Source organism: Dyella sp. AD56 (genome assembly GCF_002878475.1).
Classification (GTDB): Bacteria; Pseudomonadota; Gammaproteobacteria; order Xanthomonadales; family Rhodanobacteraceae; genus Dyella.
This window is the reverse complement of sequence record NZ_NRDP01000030.1, coordinates 141,883-162,955: the sequence shown is the minus strand read 5'-3', so window position 1 is coordinate 162,955 and position 21,073 is coordinate 141,883. Positions and strand designations below refer to the sequence as shown.

The 21,073-nt window shown below is 64.1% G+C and carries 21 protein-coding genes; 7 read left to right on the top strand and 14 right to left on the bottom strand.

The genetic code is table 11. From position 1 onward, the window contains the following. Positions 1-206 precede the first annotated feature (206 nt). Complete coding sequence (locus DyAD56_RS19450) at positions 207-980, top strand: iron-containing redox enzyme family protein (RefSeq protein ID WP_102304488.1); 774 nt, start codon at positions 207-209, stop codon at positions 978-980. 70 nt (positions 981-1,050) lie between these two features. After that, positions 1,051-3,801: an EAL domain-containing protein gene (locus DyAD56_RS19445; protein ID WP_199179048.1), complete on the top strand. Its 2,751-nt coding sequence runs from the start codon at positions 1,051-1,053 to the stop codon at positions 3,799-3,801. Positions 3,802-3,810: 9 nt separating this feature from the next. On the opposite strand, the gene msrA is transcribed toward DyAD56_RS19445, so the two are convergent. After that, positions 3,811-4,518, bottom strand: coding sequence for a peptide-methionine (S)-S-oxide reductase MsrA (gene msrA, locus DyAD56_RS19440; protein WP_233202671.1), 708 nt, complete (start codon positions 4,516-4,518; stop codon positions 3,811-3,813). 181 nt (positions 4,519-4,699) lie between these two features. Here msrA and DyAD56_RS19435 point away from each other — a divergent pair, with 181 nt between their 5' ends. After that, a complete protein-coding gene (locus tag DyAD56_RS19435) occupies positions 4,700-5,524 on the top strand; it encodes an arylamine N-acetyltransferase (protein ID WP_102304487.1) in 825 nt (274 codons plus the stop codon). On the opposite strand, the gene DyAD56_RS19430 is transcribed toward DyAD56_RS19435, so the two are convergent. The 6 genes from DyAD56_RS19430 to DyAD56_RS19405 form a co-directional block, all read right to left on the bottom strand. Then, the gene (locus DyAD56_RS19430) at positions 5,525-5,746 is read right to left on the bottom strand and encodes an RNA-binding S4 domain-containing protein (protein ID WP_102304486.1); all 222 of its coding nucleotides are present in this window, start codon (positions 5,744-5,746) and stop codon (positions 5,525-5,527) included. Between the two features lie 14 nt (positions 5,747-5,760). Beyond that, the gene (locus DyAD56_RS19425; protein WP_102304485.1) at positions 5,761-6,195 is read right to left on the bottom strand and encodes a barstar family protein; all 435 of its coding nucleotides are present in this window, start codon (positions 6,193-6,195) and stop codon (positions 5,761-5,763) included. Further along, positions 6,192-6,635 (bottom strand): ribonuclease domain-containing protein, encoded by a 444-nt coding sequence (locus tag DyAD56_RS19420; RefSeq protein WP_102304484.1) that lies wholly within the window; start codon positions 6,633-6,635, stop codon positions 6,192-6,194. Before DyAD56_RS19420 ends, DyAD56_RS19425 begins: the two co-directional genes overlap by 4 nt. 55 nt (positions 6,636-6,690) lie before the next feature. Continuing rightward, the gene (locus tag DyAD56_RS19415) at positions 6,691-7,533 is read right to left on the bottom strand and encodes a DUF72 domain-containing protein (RefSeq protein WP_102304483.1); all 843 of its coding nucleotides are present in this window, start codon (positions 7,531-7,533) and stop codon (positions 6,691-6,693) included. A gap of 122 nt (positions 7,534-7,655) precedes the next feature. Next, positions 7,656-8,471 carry a helix-turn-helix domain-containing protein gene (locus tag DyAD56_RS19410; protein ID WP_102304482.1) on the bottom strand — a complete coding sequence of 272 codons (816 nt, stop codon included), beginning with the start codon at positions 8,469-8,471 and terminating at the stop codon, positions 7,656-7,658. Positions 8,472-8,519: 48 nt separating this feature from the next. Continuing rightward, positions 8,520-10,955, bottom strand: a complete 2,436-nt coding sequence (locus DyAD56_RS19405) for a DUF3772 domain-containing protein (protein ID WP_102304481.1) — start codon at positions 10,953-10,955, stop codon at positions 8,520-8,522. Between the two features lie 102 nt (positions 10,956-11,057). Here DyAD56_RS19405 and nfi point away from each other — a divergent pair, with 102 nt between their 5' ends. Next, a complete protein-coding gene (gene nfi / locus DyAD56_RS19400) occupies positions 11,058-11,747 on the top strand; it encodes a deoxyribonuclease V (protein WP_233202664.1) in 690 nt (229 codons plus the stop codon). A gap of 8 nt (positions 11,748-11,755) precedes the next feature. Here nfi and DyAD56_RS19395 read toward each other — a convergent pair whose 3' ends face one another. Together DyAD56_RS19395 and DyAD56_RS19390 are read right to left on the bottom strand one after the other, a co-directional pair. After that, positions 11,756-12,127 (bottom strand): transcriptional repressor, encoded by a 372-nt coding sequence (locus DyAD56_RS19395; protein ID WP_158241394.1) that lies wholly within the window; start codon positions 12,125-12,127, stop codon positions 11,756-11,758. After that, positions 12,120-12,776, bottom strand: a complete 657-nt coding sequence (locus tag DyAD56_RS19390; RefSeq protein WP_102304479.1) for a PadR family transcriptional regulator — start codon at positions 12,774-12,776, stop codon at positions 12,120-12,122. The genes DyAD56_RS19395 and DyAD56_RS19390 overlap by 8 nt, the downstream gene beginning before the upstream one ends. 220 nt (positions 12,777-12,996) lie before the next feature. On the opposite strand from DyAD56_RS19390, the gene DyAD56_RS19385 reads away from it, so the two are divergent. Both DyAD56_RS19385 and DyAD56_RS19380 read left to right on the top strand, forming a co-directional pair. Beyond that, positions 12,997-14,853 (top strand): ABC transporter ATP-binding protein, encoded by a 1,857-nt coding sequence (locus DyAD56_RS19385; RefSeq protein ID WP_199179050.1) that lies wholly within the window; start codon positions 12,997-12,999, stop codon positions 14,851-14,853. Between the two features lie 146 nt (positions 14,854-14,999). Beyond that, on the top strand, positions 15,000-15,542 hold the full coding sequence (locus DyAD56_RS19380; RefSeq protein WP_102304477.1) for a DUF6496 domain-containing protein: 543 nt from the start codon (positions 15,000-15,002) through the stop codon (positions 15,540-15,542). On the opposite strand, the gene DyAD56_RS19375 is transcribed toward DyAD56_RS19380, so the two are convergent. The 5 genes from DyAD56_RS19375 to DyAD56_RS19355 form a co-directional block, all read right to left on the bottom strand. Beyond that, entirely contained in the window at positions 15,539-15,988 is a 450-nt protein-coding gene (locus DyAD56_RS19375) for a PaaI family thioesterase (RefSeq protein WP_102304476.1), read from the bottom strand. The two genes, DyAD56_RS19380 and DyAD56_RS19375, sit on opposite strands and share 4 nt — an antisense overlap. Next, positions 15,985-16,578, bottom strand: coding sequence for a TetR/AcrR family transcriptional regulator (locus DyAD56_RS19370; protein ID WP_102304475.1), 594 nt, complete (start codon positions 16,576-16,578; stop codon positions 15,985-15,987). Before DyAD56_RS19370 ends, DyAD56_RS19375 begins: the two co-directional genes overlap by 4 nt. 86 nt (positions 16,579-16,664) lie before the next feature. Then, a complete protein-coding gene (locus DyAD56_RS19365) occupies positions 16,665-17,294 on the bottom strand; it encodes a cytochrome b (protein ID WP_102304474.1) in 630 nt (209 codons plus the stop codon). Beyond that, a complete protein-coding gene (locus DyAD56_RS19360) occupies positions 17,294-18,376 on the bottom strand; it encodes a catalase family peroxidase (protein WP_102304473.1) in 1,083 nt (360 codons plus the stop codon). The genes DyAD56_RS19365 and DyAD56_RS19360 overlap by 1 nt, the downstream gene beginning before the upstream one ends. Before the next feature lie 193 nt (positions 18,377-18,569). Then, positions 18,570-20,021, bottom strand: coding sequence for an amidohydrolase family protein (locus DyAD56_RS19355; RefSeq protein WP_102304472.1), 1,452 nt, complete (start codon positions 20,019-20,021; stop codon positions 18,570-18,572). Between the two features lie 93 nt (positions 20,022-20,114). Here DyAD56_RS19355 and DyAD56_RS19350 point away from each other — a divergent pair, with 93 nt between their 5' ends. Beyond that, entirely contained in the window at positions 20,115-20,996 is an 882-nt protein-coding gene (locus DyAD56_RS19350; RefSeq protein WP_102304471.1) for a LysR substrate-binding domain-containing protein, read from the top strand. Positions 20,997-21,073: the final 77 nt, after the last annotated feature.

Genomic DNA, 21,073 nt, shown 5'->3' with positions numbered 1-21,073 from the left:
TTTTCCGCCGATCTTGCGTTGCAGGTCAGCGCGGTGTTCTTAATTTTTCAATGTTCATCAATGGGTTAAGTGGCTTCAGTAGCGCGACCAAAAAGGGGCGTTCGCAAGCTCTCCAAGGCGTGACCACTATGCAGGTCCGGCGCAACACGCGTCGGGCCGCCGGCAGGGTCTGGCGGTATTCCCTGATTGATGACTGGAGAAATTGCATGAACACCAACACTGTACGCACCGGCTCGCTGACCGAACTGTCCAGCTACCCCAAATGGGCGCGCGACATGATTGAAGCCTGCGAACCTGCCCGCCGGAGCGTTCGCGACCACGTGATGTGGGACATGATGAGCGCTGGCAGCATTGATCCGCAGACCATGCGCAACTTCATGGTCGGTACCTGGTCGCTGATCGAGCGCTTCCCGTCCTTCATGGCGCTGAGCCTGCTTAAGACGCGATACGGAAGGAGCGCTGGCGACAACATGGCACGACGTTGGCTGGTACGTAATATCCGCGTGGAACAGAACCATGCGGAGTATTGGCTGGATTGGGCCGAAGGCGCCGGCGTGCCGCGTGAAGACGTTCTTGACGGTATGCCGCCGCGTGGCACCCAGACGGCCGCTGACTGGTGCTACGACGTATGTGGCCGCGACAGCCTCGCGGCGGGTATCGCCGCCACCAACTACGCCATCGAGGGCGTCACCGGCGAATGGTCCCAGAAGGTGTACGACAGCGTGGCCTACGCCAACAGCCTGCCGGAGACCGGGCGCAAGGCCACCCTGCGTTGGCTTCAGCTACACGCGGCCTATGACGATACTCATCCGTGGGAGGCGCTGGAAATTGTCTGCACCCTTATGGGCAGCCAGCCCGCCCCCGAAGAAGTGGAGCATGTGCGGGAATGCATCGAGCGTAGCTATGTAAGCTTGCACTACGGCCTCGAACGCTGCCTGATGCGGCACGCGGTGGGCGAGGTGGAAGAGCAGGCGGCGTAACGGAATCTCGTCGTCGACAGAATGGCGGGACGAGATGTAGCTTTACTAGGTGGTCGTGTAAAAGGACGCCATGGATTTGATCCGTAGCACCTCGCCAAGACCGCTGTCCCGTCGCTTGAGGCCATTGGCCTACGGGCTGGTGGCCGTTATCGGCTTGATTCTCATACTTACCTGGGGAGCACTCCAGGTCCAGGTCACTCTCGCCGGTTTCCTCAACGGCGAGAGTGTCTGGAGCAAGGCGCAAAAGCAGGCCGTGGTGGACCTGCTCGGTTACGCCAACAGCGGCGACGCCGCACGGCTGAGCCGCTTCCGCCAGAATTACGAATTGCTACGGTCCGACGGCTGGGCGCGCGACGCCATTGCCTCGGGCCAGTACGATCGCGGGCAGATCCATCAGGCTTTCGGGCGCGGCAAGATTCTGCCGCAGGCAGAGCCGGGGATGATCTTCATGCTGCGCTTCTGCACCGGCGCGCCGCACATGCGCGACGCGGTGGCCTTGTGGCGTGCGGCGGATCGCCCGCTGACCCAGTTGAACGCCGTGGCGAAGGAGCTGCAGGACGCTTATGCGCGTGGGCAGCCGGAGCGCCCATGGGTGCAATGGCAACTGGACCGCATCAATGGGCTGAACAACGAGCTCGAACCGCTCACTAACGGGTTCTCCCTCGAAGTGGCACAGGGCGCCATATGGTTGGGACGCGTGCTGTTTGCCGCCGTCTTCCTCACCGCCTGCGCGGCGTCGTTGCTGTGGCTGCGCGTGGCGCGGCGCATCCTGCTGCGCATCCGGGGCACCGAGGAGCGCTATAGCGTGCTGTTCAACAGCGCCGCCGACGCCATTCTGATGGTGGACGAGGAGACCGGTCGTATCCTGGAAGCGAACCGCACGGCGCTGCAATGGACCGGGCGCGACGTGGACAACCTTGCCGGCGAGGAACTCTCGACCTTCTTCTCGCCGTTGCTGCATCGCGCTGATGGTGCGGTCACCGGCGAGTTGCGGGGGGCTGGCGATGAACTGCGACCGGTAGAGATGCGTAGCAGCGTGACGCACTGGGGCACGCAAAGCGTGCGCCAGTCCATCATGCGCGACATCACCGAGCGCGTGAACCTGGAACAGCAGCGGCGCATCGCATCGGAGGCTCTGGCCAGCATCGCCGAGGGCGTGATCATTGCTGATGCCGATCGCCGGGTGGCGCGCGTCAACGCCGCGCACATCCGCATGACCGGTTTCACGGTGCAGGCCCTGCTGGGGTTGCGGTTCGATGACTTGCGCTGTCTGGCCGACGGTTCGCCGTTGCCCGACTCGGTATGGGAAGTCATCGAGGCGGAGGGCAACTGGGTAGGTGAGGTGCGCAGCCGCCGCATGGATGGCACCAGCTACCCGGAACTGCTCAGCATCAGCGCCATCCGCAATCCCGAAGGCAAGGTGCAGCACTACGTCGCCGTGATCAACAACATCAGCGCGGCGAAGGCGAACGAACAGCGCCTGCAATACATGGCGGCGCACGACACGCTGACCGGCCTGGCCAACCGCGCTGAATTCGAGCGACGCTGCGTGCAGGCGATCGTGCGGGCCGACCGCGATCGCGGCATGGTGGCGATTGTCTTCATCGACCTCGATGCGTTCAAGGCAGTGAACGATAGCTACACCCACGCCATCGGCGATCAATTGCTGGTGAAGGTGGCCGAACGCATTGGCTACGAACTAGGCGAGAACGGCGTGGCGGGGCGCATCGGTGGCGATGAGTTCACCGTGCTGTTGTCGGACCTGCATTCGCGCGAGCAGGCCAGCGCGTTGTCGGGACGATTGCTCTCCGTGCTGTCTGCGCCCTTTGCGGTGGGGGATTACGAACTGGCGCTCAGCGCCAGCATTGGCATCGCCTGCTTTCCACTCGACGGCACCGACGTGCCTACCCTCATCACCAATGCCGACGCGGCTATGTATGCGGCAAAGACAGAGGAACGCAACGCGTTCCGCTTCTATTCGCCGCGTATGCAGGCGGATGCGCGGCGGCGCATCGCGCTGGCGTCGGAACTGCGCAAGGCGCTGGCCGAAAGCGAATTCCGGCTCGTGTACCAGCCCACGGTGGAAATGCGCACCGGGCGCATCGTGGCGGTGGAGGCGCTGCTACGCTGGTTCCATCCGCAGCGCGGCCTGATCGCGCCGGGCGAGTTCATTCCCATGGCGGAAAAACTGGGGCTGATCCGACGCATCGACCAATGGGTGCTGCAGGCGGCCTGCCAGCAGATGTTCGACTGGGATAAGGCTGGCTTACCGCCGTTGCGCATGGCGGTGAACGTGTCCGCCAATTGGTTTGGTCAGGCCAACTTTGTTGACGAGATCCGCTCGCTGCTGGATGCGCGCCGGCTGGCCCCCGAGCGGCTGATGCTGGAGATCACCGAAGGCGCGATTCTGCGTCTGGGTGAAGAGATGGAGCGCACGCTGCATGCACTCCACTCGATGGGCGTGGGCGTAGCCATCGACGATTTCGGCACAGGCTATTCATCGATGAGCTACCTGAAACTGCGAGCCATCGACTATCTGAAGATCGACCAGAGTTTCGTCGCTGGCTTGCCGGACGACAGCAGTGACGGCGCCATCATCGAGGCGATGCTCACCCTGTGTCGTCGGCTGGATATCAGCCCGATCGCCGAGGGTATCGAAACGGAAGAACAGCATCGCTTCCTGCTGCGCGCCGGATGCGTCGAAGGGCAGGGCTTCCTTTACTCGCGTCCGGTCGAACCGGCCGTCATTGTCCAGTTGCTCACGCCCGGGCGGCGCCAAGGCAACTCGCACTTGCGCCTGGTGCCGCCCGAGGCCAGCTAGCGCGCCCGTCTAGTGCAGCACGACGCTGACCACCTCGCGGTCGGGCTGATAAAGCGCAGGGAATAGCTGCTTGAGATGCGTCACCTTCGGGGCGTCATTGAACACGATGTACGAGTCGTCAGGGTGCCGCTTCGCATAGTCCTGGTGATAGGACTCGGCTACATAGAAAGCCTTGAGTGGTGCCACCTGCGTCACGATGGGATCGTCGAAAGCGTGGGCTGCACCAAGTTGCGCAATGTAGGCAGAGGCAATGCGCTTCTGTTCGTCGTTGCCGTAGAAGATCGCCGAGCGGTACTGCGTACCCACGTCCGGGCCCTGTCGGTTGAGCTGGGTCGGATCGGTGGCGACCGAGAAGTACACCTTGAGCAGTTGCCCATAGCTGATCTTGCTGGGGTCGTAGACGATCTTCACCGACTCGGCATGCCCGGTATCGCCATCGCTGACCCGGTCGTACTCCGCCGTATTGGCTGCGCCGCCGGAATAGCCGGCCAACACCTTCTTCACGCCTTTGACGTGCTCAAAGACGGATTGCAGGCCCCAGAAGCAGCCTCCGGCCAGTACCGCGACCTGATCGCCCTGGGCGGGCGCAGCGTCCACAGTGGGATCGGGAAGTGGTGCAGTGGTGCTGCCGGCCGTGGCCAGCGTGCAGGCGCCCAGGCCTGCCATGAGTAACATGCCCGCGAGGGCAGGGAACAGCGTGAATCGGCGGATGCTCATGAAGGAACGCTCCATCGAAAGGAGGGACGGACTGCCCGCCACGGCCGGCGCGGGTCCTGATTCCTTATTCGTCGCTGGACCGCTTTCGGTTACCTCCATGCTGGCACGTCGTGACGATTGGCGTGCGAAAGCCACGCCAACGCGGTGTTATGGTGCGGCTCCCCTTTCAGTGGGTATCCCCATGGCGCACCGCTTCGATCTGGACGGCTACGTGCAACGCATTGGCTTCGTCGGCGAGCCGAGGGTGGACGTCGCGACCTTGCGTGCTCTTGCGACCGCGCATATCGCCGCCATCCCGTTCGAGAACCTCGATCCCTTGCTGGGCACGCCGGTATCGCTGGAGCTCGCGGCAATTGAAAACAAGCTGGTGAAGAACCAGCGTGGCGGCTATTGCTTCGAGCAGAACGGCCTGTTCATCGCCGTGTTGAAGGCTATCGGATTCGACGTGACGGGCCTGATCGCCCGCGTGCTATGGAATAAACCCGAGGACGCCGAGGTGGCGCAGTCGCACATGCTGCTGCGCGTGGAAGTGGAGGGCGAAAGCTGGCTCGCCGATGTGGGCTTCGGCAGCATGGCGCTGGGCGGCGCGTTGCGACTGGTGGTCGACGAAGCGCAGCCGACATCGTTGGAACCGTTTCGCCTGGTCACGGACGGTGTCCAATGGCGCACGCAGGCGCTGGTGCGCGACGAATGGCGCACGCTGTATCGCTTCCGCTTGCAACCCACCGAAGCCATCGATTACGTCGTGGCCAATCACTTCACCTCGACATATCCCGAATCCCATTTCCTGCATAGCCTGATCGCCGCGCGCACGCTCGCCGACCGCCGTCTTGGACTGCGCAATCGCGAATTCGTGGTGCATACGTTGGGGCAGGAGTCCGTGCGCCGCACCTTGCAAGGTGCGGCGGAGATCAAGCGCGTGTTGGAAGAGCAGTTTGGTATCCGGCTGCCGGTGTCACCGGTGCTCGACGCAAAACTCGACGCGTTGCCGATGGCAGAAGTCTGATCAGTCCAGCCCGTGTACGTGGATGACGAAGTCCTCCACTTGCACCACCTGGCCCACGTGGATCTTGCAGGTTTTGCGCAGCTCCTGTTGGCCGTCCACGTAGACCACACCGCTGGCCACGATGGCTTTGCCGGCGCCACCGCTGTCGCACAGGCCCACCAGTTTCAGCAGCTGGTTGAGTTCAACGTAGTCGCGGTCCAGTTCAAATTCGAGTTCTTGCATAAGTGATGTCAGATTCAGGCGTCGGTATCGTCGAAGGCGCTTTCAGGCAGCGCGAAGAATACGAAGAATGGGGCAGGGGCTTCCTGCCAGTAATCGACCGCTTCCTCGAGGATGTCGAGCAGCGTGTCGAAGTCTTCTTCGTTGCGATCGCGCATGTCTTCCGCGCGATCAAACAGCAGGATATAGCCGGTGGCCTTCAGCCACGAGAGATCGCGCATGCTGTCGGCCAGCGCGTCCCAGTTGCGGCCGAAATCCGCGGGCAGGCGCAGTGCCTGGGTCAGGCGGTCGAACAGGGCATCCCGGTCGGCGACGTCGGCGAGGCTGACGCGGCATACGCGCAGGCCTTGCATGCCAGCGGCTTCGGCCAGTGGTTCCAGGTCTTCGCTGGTGACAAAGAAGATGCCGCCGTGTTCGGCATCGGCAAAGTCGAGATCAAACTGCGCATTCATCGGGATACCTCGAACTGGCGAAACGTGCGGTAGTGGTCATCGGTGTAGTAGTAGATCTGTGGTGGCGTGCCGCCAGTAATGATTCGGCGCGCCCCTCGGTAGTCGAGTCCCGGCGTGTCCACGGTGTACTCGTGGTAGTAGCCCTCGGGCATGGACGGAAGGCGGCTTTCGCGGTTCTGGAACACCACGCCGTCCTGGCGGTGTTGGAACGGGCCTCCACTCGCAATGAGGCGCAAGGTATCGGCGGCTTCCGGCGGGAGGAACGAGGGCAGGGTGGTGCCGCTGGTTCCGGCAGTGCGAGGGGCCGGCGCATGCTGCGGCAGCGCGGTGCCTTGCGGTGCCACCGTGCCTTCCGGCGTGGGCCCGGGCGAGTGGCGACCCCACAGCAAGGCGGCGATAGCCAGCACCGCGAGCAAGAGCAGGGGTTTCATTGAGCGCATGACGGACGACCTGGGCGGAGTGGCGCGAGTGTAGTCCCTGGGAAGCACGCCGGCATCAGCCGGCTGCATCGGCTCTCTGTTGCAAGGCCATGGCGGCGGCCGGGTTTCGCTCTTTGGCGCTGCTGATGAAATACACGAACACGTCCCGCTTGGCCTGTGATTCCCTTGGCGTTGCCATATGCGGCAGCTCCGGCAGATCGAGGCCTTCCGACCAGGCGCGCGCACGGCTGCTCCATGTATCAAGATCGGCGGTCGCATAGCCCGTATCGAGGTGTGATTCGCTGCGCATCAAGCGTGCATAGGCAAAGCCACCCGTCAGGTCCGCCAGCGATGGATACTGCGGGGAATCGGTGAACACGGTGGGGATGCCGTACGAGCGCGCGAGCTCCACGTAGTGCTCGTGGAGAAAGCTGCTGTGGCGCACCTCCAGCACATGCCGCATCGGGTGACCGTTGAGTTCGCGCGGCAGCAGGTCCAGGAAGGCGGCCAGATCGTCGGGATCGAAGGCACGCGACGGCGTGAACTGCCAAAGCACCGGGCCAAGCCGGTCGCCGAATTCGGCAAGACCGCCAAACACGAAGCCGTCAATGCCCCGGCCGGCATCAGCCAGCCGTTTGCTCTCGGTGACGTAACGCGGCGCCTTCAGCGAAAAGACGAAACCGTCTGGCGTTTCGGACGCCCATTTGGCGTACGTCGCGGGCTTCTGCGCGCCGTAGTAGGTGCCGTTGATCTCGATGGCCCGAAGATGCCTGCTCGCGTATTCCAGTTCGCGCCGTTGCACCAACCCTGTCGGATAGAAGTTGTTGCGCCAGGGGGCGAAGTTCCAGCCGCCGATGCCGACGCGGATGCGCGAGGCCGGGCCGTGGGCGGGCGCGGGCGAAAACAGATCGCTGGACATGTGAGGGGCCTCGCTAGGGGGAGGCATGATGCCACGGCGAAAGTGAAGAGACGCCTTGGAGCCACCAACAAAACGACTGCGCGACCGTCAGGCGGCCGCTCGATACATTTTGTTCGCGACGCTTAATCTAGCGGCAAGTGATTCGGATACGGTCCGCGTGCGGCCATGAAGGCCGTGGGCGTCATGCCGGCGAACTCGCGGAACTCGTGCACCAGATGCGCCTGGTCGCCGTAGCCACCGTCGAAAGCGACGGCGCTCCAGTCCACGGCACCAGAGCGGTACACGGCGTCCACCACGCTACGGAAACGCAGGAGTCGCGCATAGCGTTTTGGGCCCATGCCCACTTGGCGGCGGAACAGGCGGCCAAAGCGGTATTCGGATAGGCCGGTGTCGCGCACCAGCGGACCGATGCGCATCACCTGCGGTCGCGCGCCGATCTCGCCGAGCGCGTACAGCACCTCGGGCGCGAGTTGCGGCATGCGCATATGCGCAAGGAGCCAGTGCTCCAGCAGCGCAAGGCGCTGCTGCGCGCAGGATGTGTCCAGCAGTCGTTCGCGCAGCGCGTGGGCGCTGCTGCCGAAGATGTCTTCGAGCCCGATGTCCTGGGCAACTAGGGTCTCGTGATCTTCGCCGGTGAATGCATGCGCGCCGCCAGGGCGAAACACCACGCCCATCACGCGCACTTGTTCGGCGGTGTCGATGATCTGGCTGCGCAGGCAGGGGCCACCGATGACCGACGCAGCCGAACGAACGCAACGTCGTTCCACATCGTCGTTGTAGATGCGGGTTTCGTTCTCGTGCAGGTTGATGATCAGTGCCGCGCCTGGCACGGGCAGCACACGCTCATAGTGGTGCGCGGCCGGCGGCATGTCCCAGTCCCATAGGCGGGCGACCAGGGCATCGAGTGGTGGCGCAGGTACGACGGCGTGGTGTCCCATCGGCAGGCTCCGGGTATGTCGCGAGTCTAGGCCGATGGGATGCGGGTGTCAGGTCTTCTGCCCGGGGATTACCGTGGTCGACGGCGCCGGTGCGGTGGCCGGGTCAGGCTGCATGGTGCGTACCACCATGTCCTGCGGCGTGGAGAGGGGCTGGTCGGCCTTGCGCAGGCGGTCGATGATCTCGAACAGCAGGTCGCTCTTCACCGTGCCGGAGTCGCGCGGATTGCTCACGTAAGCCGTGCATACGAACATCATCGAGCCCGAGTCGATGCTGTCCAGCGTCACACTGGGCGAGGGCGCATTCAGTGTCACCGAGTGGTTGCGCAGGATGTCGAAAATGATCTGCCGCACCTTGGCAGCATCGGTGCTCAGTGGCATGGGTAGGCGGATCTGCACGCGACCTTGCGCATTGGCCAGGGTCACATTGCGCACGTTCTGGGTGATCAGCTGCGAGTTGGGCACGATCACCGTGGAGCGGTCGCTCTGCTGGATTTCGGTGGCACGCACGTTGATGCGTTTGATATCGCCTTCCACGCCGCTGATGCTGACCCAGTCGCCCACCTTCACCGGGCGCTCTGCCAGCAGGATCAGGCCGGAGATGAAGTTCTGCACGATGGCCTGCAGGCCGAAACCGATACCCACCGACAACGCGCTGGCCACCCAGGCGATGCTCTGCACATCCACCTTTAGTGCACCCAGCACCAGCACGAACACCAGAATGCCGCCCACGTAGCCGAGCAGGGTGACGATGGACGTTTGCATGCCTACGTCTAGCGAGGTCTTGGGCAACAGCTGGTGGCTGAGCCAGCGCTTGATCAGGCGCACGATGACGCCGCCCAGCACCAGCACGATCAGCGCATTGAATATACTGGTGGGGCTGATGGTCAGCGTGCCCAGCGACAGACCGCTGAAAATGCGCGTGCCGCGATCCACCAACTCGTTGGTGCCGGCACCGTAGGGCGCCAGGATCAGCGGGATGGCGATCAGCAGCAGGAACGCGCGGCTGACGCCGGAAAGAATGGTGGCCGTCTGCTCAAGGCGGGGTGCCGAGATGCCGAAGTTCTCCTGCATGCGCTGGCCAGCGCGTGATTCCGGCGAAAGCAGCGACTCGCACAGGTCGTTGACCAAGTGCATGAACACGTAGAGTGCAGCGATCAGGAAGCCGGCGCGAATCATCTGTCGTGCGACGTAGAAGCCCAGCGCGATGTAGCCGGTAAGCACTGAGAGCAGGATGATCAGCACCCCAAGGAAAGCACACAGCACCAGCAGGCCCACCCATAGCGGGCGTTCGGCCGGCGTTTCCCCTGCGGCGAGCAGGGCGCGCCGGGCGCGGCTCATCTGGATCAGCCCATAACCCACCAGGCATCCGATCAGCGTGGCCGCCAGGGCATTGGCTGCCATCGCGGTGGCGAGGCTGGCCCCGATGTCGTTGGTGACGCGTTCGATGATGCCTAGCAGCAGCGCGCTATAGGCCATGGTGGTGGGGAACGGCCACAGGCGCTTGGCCAGGTCGTCCGAGATCGGCGGTAGGCGCCATGACGGGTGCTTGACCATCAACAGCGCACGTCCGAGGCCGGCCATGGTGGCTACATAGAACATCAGCCTCACCAGCGGACGTACGAGATCGTCCAGGTCCTGGTCGAACACGCCGTTCCAGTTCACCGCGAGATACAGCAGCCATGCAGCCATGCCGTAGACCAGCATGGTGGCGATGGTCACCAGCACGGCCATGGCGCTGCGGCGCAGGTGGCCGGATGGCAGGTAGCGCGCTGCCATGTCCAGCATCTTGTGCTCGAGCAGACGACGCCCGCCGGCGAACAAGGCGATGGCGGCGAGCAGGCACGCGATGAACGGCAGGCGATTGGCGGGCTGCCAGGCCTGGGCGATGGCGGCCTTCAGCGATACCCAGAGCTGGCCGAAGCCGACCCGGTCATCGGGAACGCTCTGCGCGAGGCGGCTCCAGAACTCGCCGCTCAGCGGCGAAGCGCTGCGTTGGCTGATCTGTGCGTTGAACAGGTCGCGGCGCAGCGCGCCGATCTCCGTCAGCAACTGCTGGCTGTCGCGGCTCAACAGCTTCGATTGGGTGATCTGGCCGGTAAGGTCGGTCTGTGCCTTCAACAACAGTTTGCGCTGGCTCGCCACTTCCGGCGCTTCTGCCGGCGCGCCTTTCTCCGGTGCAGGACCCAGCACGTCGAGTTTGCCCTTGAGTGCGTCGGCCTGCGGGGCGAGGCTGGCGGTGAGCTGGTCGGCTTGCTGCTGCACGTTTTGCGCGCTGGTGCGCGCGGCCGTCAGCGTCTCGTCGGTCAGCTTGGTCTTGTCGGTCAGCGTCTGCTTGATCTTGTCGAGCTGTGCGCTCAGCTGGTCGGGCGTAGCGAGCGGCGCCTGCTGGATCTGCGCGCTGCCCTGCGCATCTTGCGCAAACACGGGAGTAGCGCCAGCGATGGCGATAAGGAGAATCAGCAGAAAGCGAAACAGAATAGGCATGCGACGCATGATCCGGGCCGACCCCTGAACCGGTCAATGAATAAATGTCTCGGAATGCAGCTCTTGACGGTTCATTGATTCCCGGGCATTCACGCTGTCGTGATGACTTCGATCGACATGACGCATGCTGTGCCGCCGTGGGACGGCAACGTGGCGAAGGCCCGCTTGCTGCAAACCGAACTGGCTGCGAGGGTGCGGTTGGAAGACGACTATCCGCCGCTGCGACGCGTGGCCGGTGTGGACGTGGGCTTCGAGGAGGGTGGCGCCGTAACGCGTGCAGCCGCAGTACTGCTGGACGCACACACACGGGAGCCCGTGGCCGAGGTGGTGGCGCGGCAACCGACGCGGATGCCTTACATCCCGGGCCTGCTTTCCTTCCGCGAATTACCTGCGGTGTTGCAGGCACTGTCTGAGCTGCCGGATTCGCCGGACTTGGTGTTCGTCGACGGACAAGGTATCGCGCACCCGCGGCGGCTGGGCATCGCAGCGCACCTGGGCGTGGTCACCGGCCTGCCGACCATCGGCGTGGCGAAGTCGATCCTGGTAGGCACGCACGAAGAAGTCGGCCCGCATCGCGGCGATCGCCAGCCGCTGGAATACAAAGGTGAGGTGATCGGTTGTGTCCTGCGCAGCAAGGATCGCATCCGGCCACTGATCGTTTCGCCCGGACATCGCGTCAGCCTGGCGACGGCGCCGGAACTGGTGCTCGCGTTTGGCACAAAGTACCGATTGCCCGAACCGACGCGATTGGCCGACCGGCTGGCGTCGCGTCGCGGCAACACGCGTCGCTGACGCGTGTTTCAGGTGGTCACGACCGGCACCAATCGGTAGCCGAAGGCGGCAGCAAGGCGGGCTACGGCGGCGATGGCTTCGGTGTTCTTCGTGGTCGATTCGGTAGACGACCCCACGCGCCAGCGCGAGCGTTCGTGCGCGATGGGCCGCGAACTTGCCAGGCCGTGTTGTTCCAGTTCGCGCAGGAACCGATAGACCGTGCCGAGGCTGGTGCGTGGTTCGATCCGTTGCGCCCGGCATAGCAGCTCCACCGCATCGGGCTCATCGGTGGCATCGTGCAGCGCCTGCCAGATGGCCAGGCGCGGCGGGGTGGCGCGCATGCCCACGCGCGCCAGCAGCGGTTGGATGTCGGCTGGCGCGGTGGTCATGGCCTCAGGCATCTTTCTTTCCCTTGATGATCTCATCCACGGCCCGCTTGATGATGTCGACGATGCGCTTCACTTCCTCGGTGTTCCACGGGCCTCCGTGCATGAACAGGGCGCGCTTGAGGTTGTGCATCGCTTCGCGCAGCGCCATCGGTGCGGAAGCGCGGGCAAACATCTTGGCGGTCTGCTCCATGCGAGACATCACTGCGTCCACCGCTTCCTTGTTCTCGGCCAGGAATGCCTTGCCTTCCTCGGTGATCGTGTAGAGCTTCTTGCCGTCGTCGCTCTGCACGCTGGCGTGGCCCAATTCCTCCAGCAGGGTGAGGGTGGGGTAGACCGCGCCGGGGCTGGGCGCGTAGGCGCCATCGAACATCTCCTCGATGGTGCGGATCAGGTCGTAGCCGTGGCGCGGCTGTTCGGCGATCAGGGCGAGCAGGATGAGCTTGAGGTCGCCGTGGCCGAACATGCGCCCACCCCGGAAACGACCGCCCATGCCGCCCCAGCCGCCTTCGCCGTCGTCATCGCCTAAACCGCGGCGACCGCGTCCGCGACCGATGCCCATGGCCTCGCGGGCCCAGGCTTCGCGGCCTTCAAAACCGTCGCGGCAATGGCCGTGGCGGCTGTGGTGATGGTGGTGGTGCTCAAAGAAATGACGAAATCCCATGACTAACTCCGATATATCGTAAGTAACGGTCTTAAGATATATCGTAACTTTTCGGGATTGCAAGTGTCCGGGCCGGGATATCACTTGACCGGCCATCGCGCCCCCGTACAGAGCAGGGTGCGGTTGCCCATCGCCATGGCGATGGAAACCTTGAAACGCCCCCTTCGCGCCTTCACCCACAAAGCACTCCCCGTGCGTTTCCCCCAAGGACGATCCCATGCTGCTCCGCTGGTTCGAATCGCTGATCGACGCCTTCAAGGAGCCCGTCGATGGCATGCCGCCGCAGTCGGTGTGGCGGTTCTATGTGTTCTACCTGCGCCAGGTGTGGCCTGTGTTCGCCGCCGCGTTGGTGGTGGGCTTTGGCGTGGCGATGGTGGAGGTGTCGCTGTTCGGCTTCATCGGCAGCATCGTGGACATGGCCAAGGGGGCGCCGGTAGCCGACTTCTTCCACCTGCACGGCAACGAGTTGCTGTGGATGGGCTTTGTGGCGCTGATCGCGCGCCCGGTGCTGATCGGCCTGCACGACCTGCTGGTGAACCAGGCCATCGTGCCCAACCTCACCAATCGCATCCGCTGGCAGAACCATCGCTACGTGATCCGGCAGAGCCTGGGTTTCTTCCAGAACGACTACGCCGGTCGCATCGCCAACCGCATCATGCAGACCTCCGGCGCGCTACGCGAATCGGCGGTGCAGATCGTCGATGCCATCTGGTATGTGGCGATCTATACCGGCAGCGCGATCATCATGTTCGCCAAGGCTGACTACTGGCTCGCCGTGCCGCTGATCGTATGGCTGGTGGCCTATGTAGCCACGCTGCGCTATTTCGTGCCGCGCACCAAGGAGCGTTCCTGGCGCCAGTCCGAGGCACGCTCGCGTCTGATGGGGCGCATCGTGGACGGTTACAGCAACATCCTCACGCTCAAACTGTTCGCGCATACGCAGCGCGAAGAACAGTATGTGGCCGACGCCATGGGCGAGCAGATCACGCGCATGCGCGCTATGACACGCCTGACCACGGCGATGGACGCCGCCATCACCACGCTCAACGGTTTCCTGATCGTGGGTACCTCCGCGCTGGCGTTGTGGTTGTGGAGCCAGGGCAAGGTCACCGTGGGCGCCATCGCGCTGAGCACCGGGCTGGTGATCCGCATCAACAACATGTCCGGCTGGATCATGTGGGTGATCAACGGCATCTTCGAGAACATGGGTACTGTGCAGGATGGCATCGAGACCATTTCGAAGCCGCGCACCGTGCAGGATCGCGATGGCGCCATGCCGCTGGAAGTTACCGAAGGCAGCGTGCGTTTTGAGGACATCCATTTCCATTACGGCAAGAAGGGCGGGGTGATTTCCGGCCTTGATCTGAATGTGCGTGGCGGCGAAAAGATCGGCGTGGTGGGTCCCTCCGGCGCGGGCAAATCCACGCTGGTGAACGTACTGCTCAGGCTCTATGACCTGGAAGGCGGGCGCATCCTCATCGACGGCCAGGACATCTCGCTGGTGGCGCAAGAAAGCCTGCGCGCGCAGATCGGCGTGGTCACCCAGGACACCTCGCTGCTGCATCGCTCCATCCGCGACAACCTGCTGTATGGCCGTCCGGATGCCAGCGAGGCACAGGTGATCGAAGCCGTACGACAGGCGCGCGCGGAAGAATTCATTCCGCAACTGGTCGATGGCGAAGGGCGTGTCGGTTACGACGCTCATGTTGGCGAGCGTGGCGTGAAACTCAGCGGCGGTCAGCGCCAGCGCATCGCGATCGCGCGTGTACTGCTGAAGGATGCGCCGATCCTCGTTCTCGACGAGGCCACCTCGGCGCTGGATTCCGATGCCGAGGCCGCTATTCAGGACAGCCTGGACGTGCTGATGCGCGGCAAGACAGTAATCGCCATTGCGCACCGTCTATCCACCATCGCGCGCATGGATCGCCTGGTGGTGATGGACAAGGGCCAGATCGTGGAAACCGGCACGCACGCGGAACTGATCGCGCGCGATGGCCTGTACGCGCGTCTCTGGCAGCGACAGACAGGCGGTTTCGTGGCGGTGGAAGATGCAGCCGAGGACAGCGCCCTGGCATAACCATGTGCGCATGGCTGTATCGTCGAGTGCTGTCGCAACGCCCTCTGCTATGCGCATGAACGCTCAGCGAGGGCTTGAGGTTTATTTGTTCCGCCTTTCACGAGAGGCGCGGCAGCATGACGCTTCACCGTCACCGGAGCAGCGATATGCCTACAGAACGAGCCCTGGCACGCGCCCGCAAGGACAGGCGCGAAGGCAAGTCGGCGAGCACGCAGGCCGGCGAATTTGTGCGCGAAGAAATCGAGCGCATTCGCCAAGGTAAACATGGCGCCCGTTCGCCGGAACAAGCCATTGCCATCGGGCTTTCGGAGGCACGGCGCGCCGGTATCGCCGTACCGGCGAAGAAGGGCGCACACAGCGCCAAAAGCAGCCGCAAAAAGCCGGTGGCGAAGAAGACCTCCGCAAGCAAGGCTGCATCGGCCAAGCGCAGCCGCGCCACGCTGGGCGCGCTGAAACGTGAAAGCAGCGCGGCAGCTTCGAAAGCCGCCTTGTCCGAGCACGCGAAGGAAGCCGCTGCCCGGCGTACACCGACCGAGCGCTCCGCGGCCGCCAGAAAGGCCGCGCGCACCAAGGGAGCTACCAAGCGCAAGGCCGCCGCGAAGAAGGCAGCAGGCACGCGAGCTACGACGCGAACCGCCGGTGCGACTCGCGCCGCACGCACGCGCGCTATGCGTAGTCGCACACGCTAGCGGTCGAACACCAGCAACGTAGAGGTCGCCGAGCCGTACAGGCGGCCTTCGGCGTCGAGCAGACTGGCTTCGGCAAACGCCACCCGGCGGCCAATGCTGCGTACGTGACCTTCCGCGCGGATGCGGCCGGTGTCGCGCGTCATCGCTTTGTGGAAGGCGACTTTCAGCTCCAGCGACGTATAGGCCTGTTGCGCGGTCAGGCGCGAATGCACGGCGCAGCCGCAGGCCGAATCGAGCAGGGTCGCGAAGTAGCCGCCGTGCACGATGCCCATGGGGTTGTAGGCATGCGGGCCCGGCGTGCCCGCAAAGACGGCGGTACCGTCACCCACTTCCACGAGATCGAAATCCAGGGAATCGCCGATGCCTGGGCGCTGACCGGAAGCCATGAACGCGCGCAGTTGTTCCAGCCCGTTCAGACCCTGGCCAATCTGGTTGATCATGCTCATGCGGTGGGTTCCAAGGCCAGTCGGTGTTTCAGCTGTCGGCGCGAGTCGGCAAGAATGGCATCGGAGTGCTGCGCATCCGTTTCTGCACGGGCCAGCGACAACGCGCCCACCAGCTCCGATACGGTGGAGCGGGCCAGTGCCTGCGGATCGGGATACCCCATGGCTGTGAACTTGCCGGCCATGGTTTCGGTGAGTCGGCGGGCACCTTCCGCAAACAGCGTGCGGGCATCTTCAGGGAGACGCGGCAGGTCTGATGCCAGCGCCGCGATGGGGCAGCCCGCGCCACGCGCATCGCGATGTTTCGTCGACAAGTAAAAGTCGATATAGGCGGACAAGCCATCGGCGGGGCTGCGGCCCTCCATCTCGCGCTCAAGGCGTGCGCGCGATTCCTCGAACATCTGCCCGATAGCCGCGGTGACCAGTTCGTCCTTCGACTTGAAGTGCGCGTAAAACCCGCCGTGGGTCAGGCCGGCCTCGGCCATGACGCCGGCCACGCCAATGCGATCCGGGCCATCCTTACGGATGGCCTTGGCGGCGACTTCCAGTACTTTGGCTCGGGTTTTCTGTTTGTGTTCGGCGTCGTAACGCATGGCCGCTCCACGCAATTTGTATGACGTAAATCATACTATTGACATGGGGCACCGCAAGTGCCCTGAACGGAAGGCGGGCTGTTCGTTCACGGTGGAGGCACTTCACCGGAGCGCGGCGACGGTTCTGTGGGTGCGGGCGCGATGATGACCACCGGCTCCGAGGCTCCAACTGCAGCTATCCCTCGGGATGGAAAGGTCATGCTCGGTAGCACGTCATCGCGTCGAATCAAGCCGTGGTAGAGCGCTGCGCCCACGTGCCCGAGCACGGTAAAGAACAGCAGGTAGGCCAGATAACGATGCGACTCGCGCAACCACGCAAACGTTTCGCCGTTGGCGGAAAGGATCGGCGGTAGATGCAGCGAGCCGCCCAGCGAGATCGGATAGCCGCCCGCCGACAGCATGGCCCAGCCCACCAGGGGCAGGGCGAGCATCAGCGCGTAGAGCAGCCAGTGCGACGCATGCGCGGCGAACTTCATCAGTGCAGGCATGTCGGCTGGCAGTGGCGGCGGAGGGAAACGCAGACGAACGCCGAGGCGGATCAGCGCTAGCACGAAGATAAGCGCACCTAGCGGCTTGTGGAGGGCGAGCAGCCACGTGTGTTTGCCGGACACAGTGGACACCATGCCCACGCCGATAAACAGCATCGCCAGGATGAGCACGGCCATGGTCCAGTGCAGCAGGCGCGCCAGCGGATGGAAAGCGTTGGGGGCGTTCATTACGGATGCTCCGAAGGCGTGCTTGCGTGCGCGGTGCCCGGAATATGGGCTTCCTCGCCCGTGCGGCGCAGATACGAATCCGCATAGGCGGAGGAGCGCGCCGGCAGCAGCGGGTCGTCGGAGATCTTGATGCCCGACGGCAGGATGGTCGGGTCGTAGTTCACGTCGCGGCAAGGGCCGCTTTCCTGCGGTTGTTCGCTTTCGATCACCAGCGTACCCGCATCGATGACGCGCCGGTCCGCGGGCCACACTTTGGTGGCATCGTTGGTCGGGTCGTCCGGCGCGGCCAGCGTCACCAGCAGGCGCCAGCGCTGCGAGCCCTGGGCCAGTCGGTGTTCCAGGTCGCGGGCGAGGTAATCCTTGTCGCCGGCCTGCGGGCCGGTGCCTGCATCGTCCGTGGCTTCCGGCACCACCTTCCAGCGTACGGCATGGCGTTTGCCCATGGCGTCGATGAAGTAGAACGCGTTGAGTCCTTCGTAGGTTTCGGTCACATAGCTGGCCGAAGGCTTGGCCGTCTTCACCCAGGCGAGGAAGGCGCCGGTTTCAGGGTGTGCGGCAAAGAAGGCCCCCACGCGTTTGGGGTCGGGTTTACCGGTGGCCGGGTCGGGCCGTGTCGCCACCAATTGCTCGTAGAACGCTTCCGGCGTCGCCACGGGAAACACCGGCATGCTGTTCATGCCCGTGCGCCATTGCTCGCCGTTAGGCAAGGCAAAGCGCAAGGCGAAGCTGCGGATGGGAACGCTGCTGTCCGGTGCATACGGATTGCCGCCGGGCAGCGCGAAGCGACCGACCACGGGCGTACGCCCCTGCGCGAACACCCCGGCCTTGGAATAGGTGGCCGCCGCGCCGTTGCTTTCGAAGTAGCCGGCCACGCAGACGCCCTTGGCATGGTTGCGCCGGTAGCCGGGATAGACGCCGCTGTTGTCCTGCAAGGCATTCACGATGCGGTGCGCGGTAAGGCGCTGGGGCGTGATCCAGCCGGCGACGTAGGCGAAGGCAGCGGCCAGCGCCACCACGGCGAGGCCGATCACCGCCCACCTCCAGGGCTGATGCGATGGTGACGGTCGGGACGGATCGGTCATGCGGCACTCCCTGGATAGCAGGTTGAATGTCCTGACTTCGTCCGGTGGCGGCCGATGGTTACCTCGGTGCTACGCGTCGGGCTGCCGCCGGATGTCCCGCTCCGGCGCCGGATGGTTGAAGGCCGCTATTGTTGGCTCGGGGTCATGCTGCGCCACGTGAAGAAAGGGCCCGCGTCGAGCGGGCCCTGTTTCGTCACTTTGCTGCCTGCTGGTTCCAGGTAGCGACCTTGGCGCGTGTCTCGTCGAGCATGCCGTCCAGCGCGTGGCGGTCATAGACATGGCCGCGCAGGATCACCGTGTCGATGTCGCGCGTGGCGTCGATGTCCTTCAGTGGATCGCGCTTGAGCAGCACCATGTCGGCGGCATGACCCGTGGCGATGGCGCCATACCTATCCAGCTTGCCGAACCACGCCGGGCCGGCACGCGTGGCAGACGATAGGGCCTGCGCCGGCGTCAGGCCGTTCTTTACGTACAAGCTCAGCTCGTCGTGAAGGCCAATGCCGGGGTAGTCGAAGGAGTTGAGGAAGCCGGCGTCGGTGCCCGCCATGATGGTGACGCCCGCCTGCTGCAGCATGGGCAGCACCGCGGCCAGTTGCTGGTAATGCGCGTGGCGGGTCGCGATCTGCTCCGGCGTCGCCTTGGCGGCGCGCTCGATGCGCCAGTCGTAGGTCTTGCGTAGCTTCGGCCCGATATAGGCGAGGTAGGGATCGTGGGCGTGGTCGTCGGCATCCAGAAAGTCGAGCACGCGGCCGCCGTTGAGCGTCGGTGTCACGAACACGCCCTTGTCCTTGAACATCCGGTACGCCTTCATCGCCGTCGCCTGATCGAAGCCGGCATCGAGGCGACGATTGGCTTCCGCACGCGTGATGCGTCCCGCGGCGAAGTCGGCGGCGATGGCGGCCTCATCCTTCACACCCGCCTTGTACGCATAGTCGATGTGCTCGATGGAACTGATACCGGCGTCAACCGCCTGTTCCACCGTCAATGCCATGGGGATGTGGCCCGACGAGCGGATGCCGAAACTCTTCGCTTCCGACACGGCATAGAGAAACAGTTGCGGGTCGAGCGTGCTGTCCGTGATCTTGACGAAGTCGACCTTGTCTTTTTTCAGCTTCACGAACGCGGCGTCGACGTCCGCTTTGCTGCCGACTTCGATGGTGCCCTTCCATACCGGATGGATGCCTTCGATCTTCGCGCCCGAGGTAAATAACTGCGGGCCGAACAGCGTGCCGTTGGCAATCTCGCCGCGCCAGGCGAGTACCTGATCGGGCAGATCGCCGGAGCAGTCGCGGATGGTGGTGATGCCGTGCGCGATGTACAGCGGAAGCAGTGCCTTGTTCTCCTCGATAAGATCCGGGCCGCCACCGAAATGCACGTGCATGTCCCACAAGCCGGGGATCAGGAAGCGATGGTTGCCATCCACAGTCAGCCCTGCCTTCCACGCCTTGGCGATGTCGGCATCGGGCCCGACGGCAACGATGTCGTTGCCGCGCAGCACCACGGCCTGGTCGTCGATGGTCTTTGCATGCTCGACGTCGACCACGTTGGCATGGCGGATGATCACGTCACCGATGGACGGTGCCGCAAAAGCAGGTGATGCCAGGGCCACCGCGGAGGCGATGGCGACTGAAAGAAGCTTCTTCACGCGTGATGTTCCTCGACGGGGGAAAGCGGGCGTTGCCCGGTGCCTTCATCGATGTTAGAAGTCGGTCCTGTCATTTAGAAGCCAAATATTCAAATGGCTACCAGTGCAAAACCAAATAGGGCGTTGTTCGACCTGGACCTGCTGCGGGCCATCGTCACCGTGGCCGATTGCGGCAGTTTCACCACGGCCTCGGCGCATCTGCATTCCACGCAATCGACGGTGAGCCAGAAGATCCGGCGCCTGGAAGACATGGCGGGCCACCCGTTGCTGGTGCGTGGCAATCGCGATGTGCGGCCCACCGACCAGGGCGAGAGGTTGCTTGCGTACGCGCGGCGCATGCTGTCGCTCAACGACGAGATGCTGGATGCCTTGGCAGGCGCAGCCGTGGCGGTCACAGTGCGGTTAGGCGTGCCGGAGGATTTCGTTGTCGGCAGAACGCCGCAATTGCTCGCCGCGTTCAATCGCCGGCATCCCGACCTGAAACTGGAAGTGACTACCGGGCTCAGCCGGGATCTCGCACAGGGCTACGACCACGGCGAGCTCGATCTGGTCATCGTCAAGCAGCGGCGGAACAGCCGCGAGGCGGTCGCACGCTGGCAGGAGAAACTGGTGTGGATCGACAGCGCGAAGAACCCGGCCGTGGATCAGGAACCACTACCGTTGGTGGCGTTCCCTCCGCGCGGCCTGTATCGCGAGGAAATGATTAAGGCCGTGGAAGGGCGGGGGCGAAGCTGGCGCATCGCCTTCACCAGTTCCAGCTTGTTCGGCGTGCAATCGGCTGTGGCGGGTGGTCTCGGCGTGAGCCTGATTCCGGCGCGCGCGGTCACCGCCGAGCACGTTGTGCTCACACGCCGGCAGGGCCTGCCTCCTATCGGTACGATGGATATCGCCTTGCTGCATCGGCCCACGGCGGACCCGCTGGTTAAGGAACTCGCGGCGGAACTGGGGCGAATGCTGCAGCGGTATCGCGGCTAGCCCTCGCGCCTCGCCTGACCACGGTGCAGCCGATCACGTTTTATTCGACAGTGCGTGTCGAGCGCTGTGATATGGTC

Excerpts from the sequence above, each read along its gene's own strand:
- DyAD56_RS19405 (WP_102304481.1), bottom strand. The coding sequence starts at position 10,955 with ATGCCTATTCTGTTTCGCTTTCTGCTGATTCTCCTTATCGCCATCGCT.
- DyAD56_RS19350 (WP_102304471.1), top strand. The coding sequence starts at position 20,115 with ATGGCTACCAGTGCAAAACCAAATAGGGCGTTGTTCGACCTGGACCTG.
- nfi (WP_233202664.1), top strand. The coding sequence starts at position 11,058 with ATGACTTCGATCGACATGACGCATGCTGTGCCGCCGTGGGACGGCAAC.
- DyAD56_RS19450 (WP_102304488.1), top strand. The coding sequence starts at position 207 with ATGAACACCAACACTGTACGCACCGGCTCGCTGACCGAACTGTCCAGC.
- DyAD56_RS19430 (WP_102304486.1), bottom strand. The coding sequence starts at position 5,746 with ATGCAAGAACTCGAATTTGAACTGGACCGCGACTACGTTGAACTCAAC.
- DyAD56_RS19435 (WP_102304487.1), top strand. The coding sequence starts at position 4,700 with ATGGCGCACCGCTTCGATCTGGACGGCTACGTGCAACGCATTGGCTTC.
- DyAD56_RS19370 (WP_102304475.1), bottom strand. The coding sequence starts at position 16,578 with ATGCGTTACGACGCCGAACACAAACAGAAAACCCGAGCCAAAGTACTG.
- DyAD56_RS19425 (WP_102304485.1), bottom strand. The coding sequence starts at position 6,195 with ATGAATGCGCAGTTTGATCTCGACTTTGCCGATGCCGAACACGGCGGC.
- DyAD56_RS19390 (WP_102304479.1), bottom strand. The coding sequence starts at position 12,776 with ATGGGATTTCGTCATTTCTTTGAGCACCACCACCATCACCACAGCCGC.
- msrA (WP_233202671.1), bottom strand. The coding sequence starts at position 4,518 with ATGAGCATCCGCCGATTCACGCTGTTCCCTGCCCTCGCGGGCATGTTA.
- DyAD56_RS19415 (WP_102304483.1), bottom strand. The coding sequence starts at position 7,533 with ATGTCCAGCGATCTGTTTTCGCCCGCGCCCGCCCACGGCCCGGCCTCG.
- DyAD56_RS19420 (WP_102304484.1), bottom strand. The coding sequence starts at position 6,635 with ATGCGCTCAATGAAACCCCTGCTCTTGCTCGCGGTGCTGGCTATCGCC.
- DyAD56_RS19360 (WP_102304473.1), bottom strand. The coding sequence starts at position 18,376 with ATGACCGATCCGTCCCGACCGTCACCATCGCATCAGCCCTGGAGGTGG.
- DyAD56_RS19395 (WP_158241394.1), bottom strand. The coding sequence starts at position 12,127 with ATGCCTGAGGCCATGACCACCGCGCCAGCCGACATCCAACCGCTGCTG.
- DyAD56_RS19375 (WP_102304476.1), bottom strand. The coding sequence starts at position 15,988 with ATGAGCATGATCAACCAGATTGGCCAGGGTCTGAACGGGCTGGAACAA.
- DyAD56_RS19380 (WP_102304477.1), top strand. The coding sequence starts at position 15,000 with ATGCCTACAGAACGAGCCCTGGCACGCGCCCGCAAGGACAGGCGCGAA.
- DyAD56_RS19365 (WP_102304474.1), bottom strand. The coding sequence starts at position 17,294 with ATGAACGCCCCCAACGCTTTCCATCCGCTGGCGCGCCTGCTGCACTGG.
- DyAD56_RS19410 (WP_102304482.1), bottom strand. The coding sequence starts at position 8,471 with ATGGGACACCACGCCGTCGTACCTGCGCCACCACTCGATGCCCTGGTC.
- DyAD56_RS19445 (WP_199179048.1), top strand. The coding sequence starts at position 1,051 with ATGGATTTGATCCGTAGCACCTCGCCAAGACCGCTGTCCCGTCGCTTG.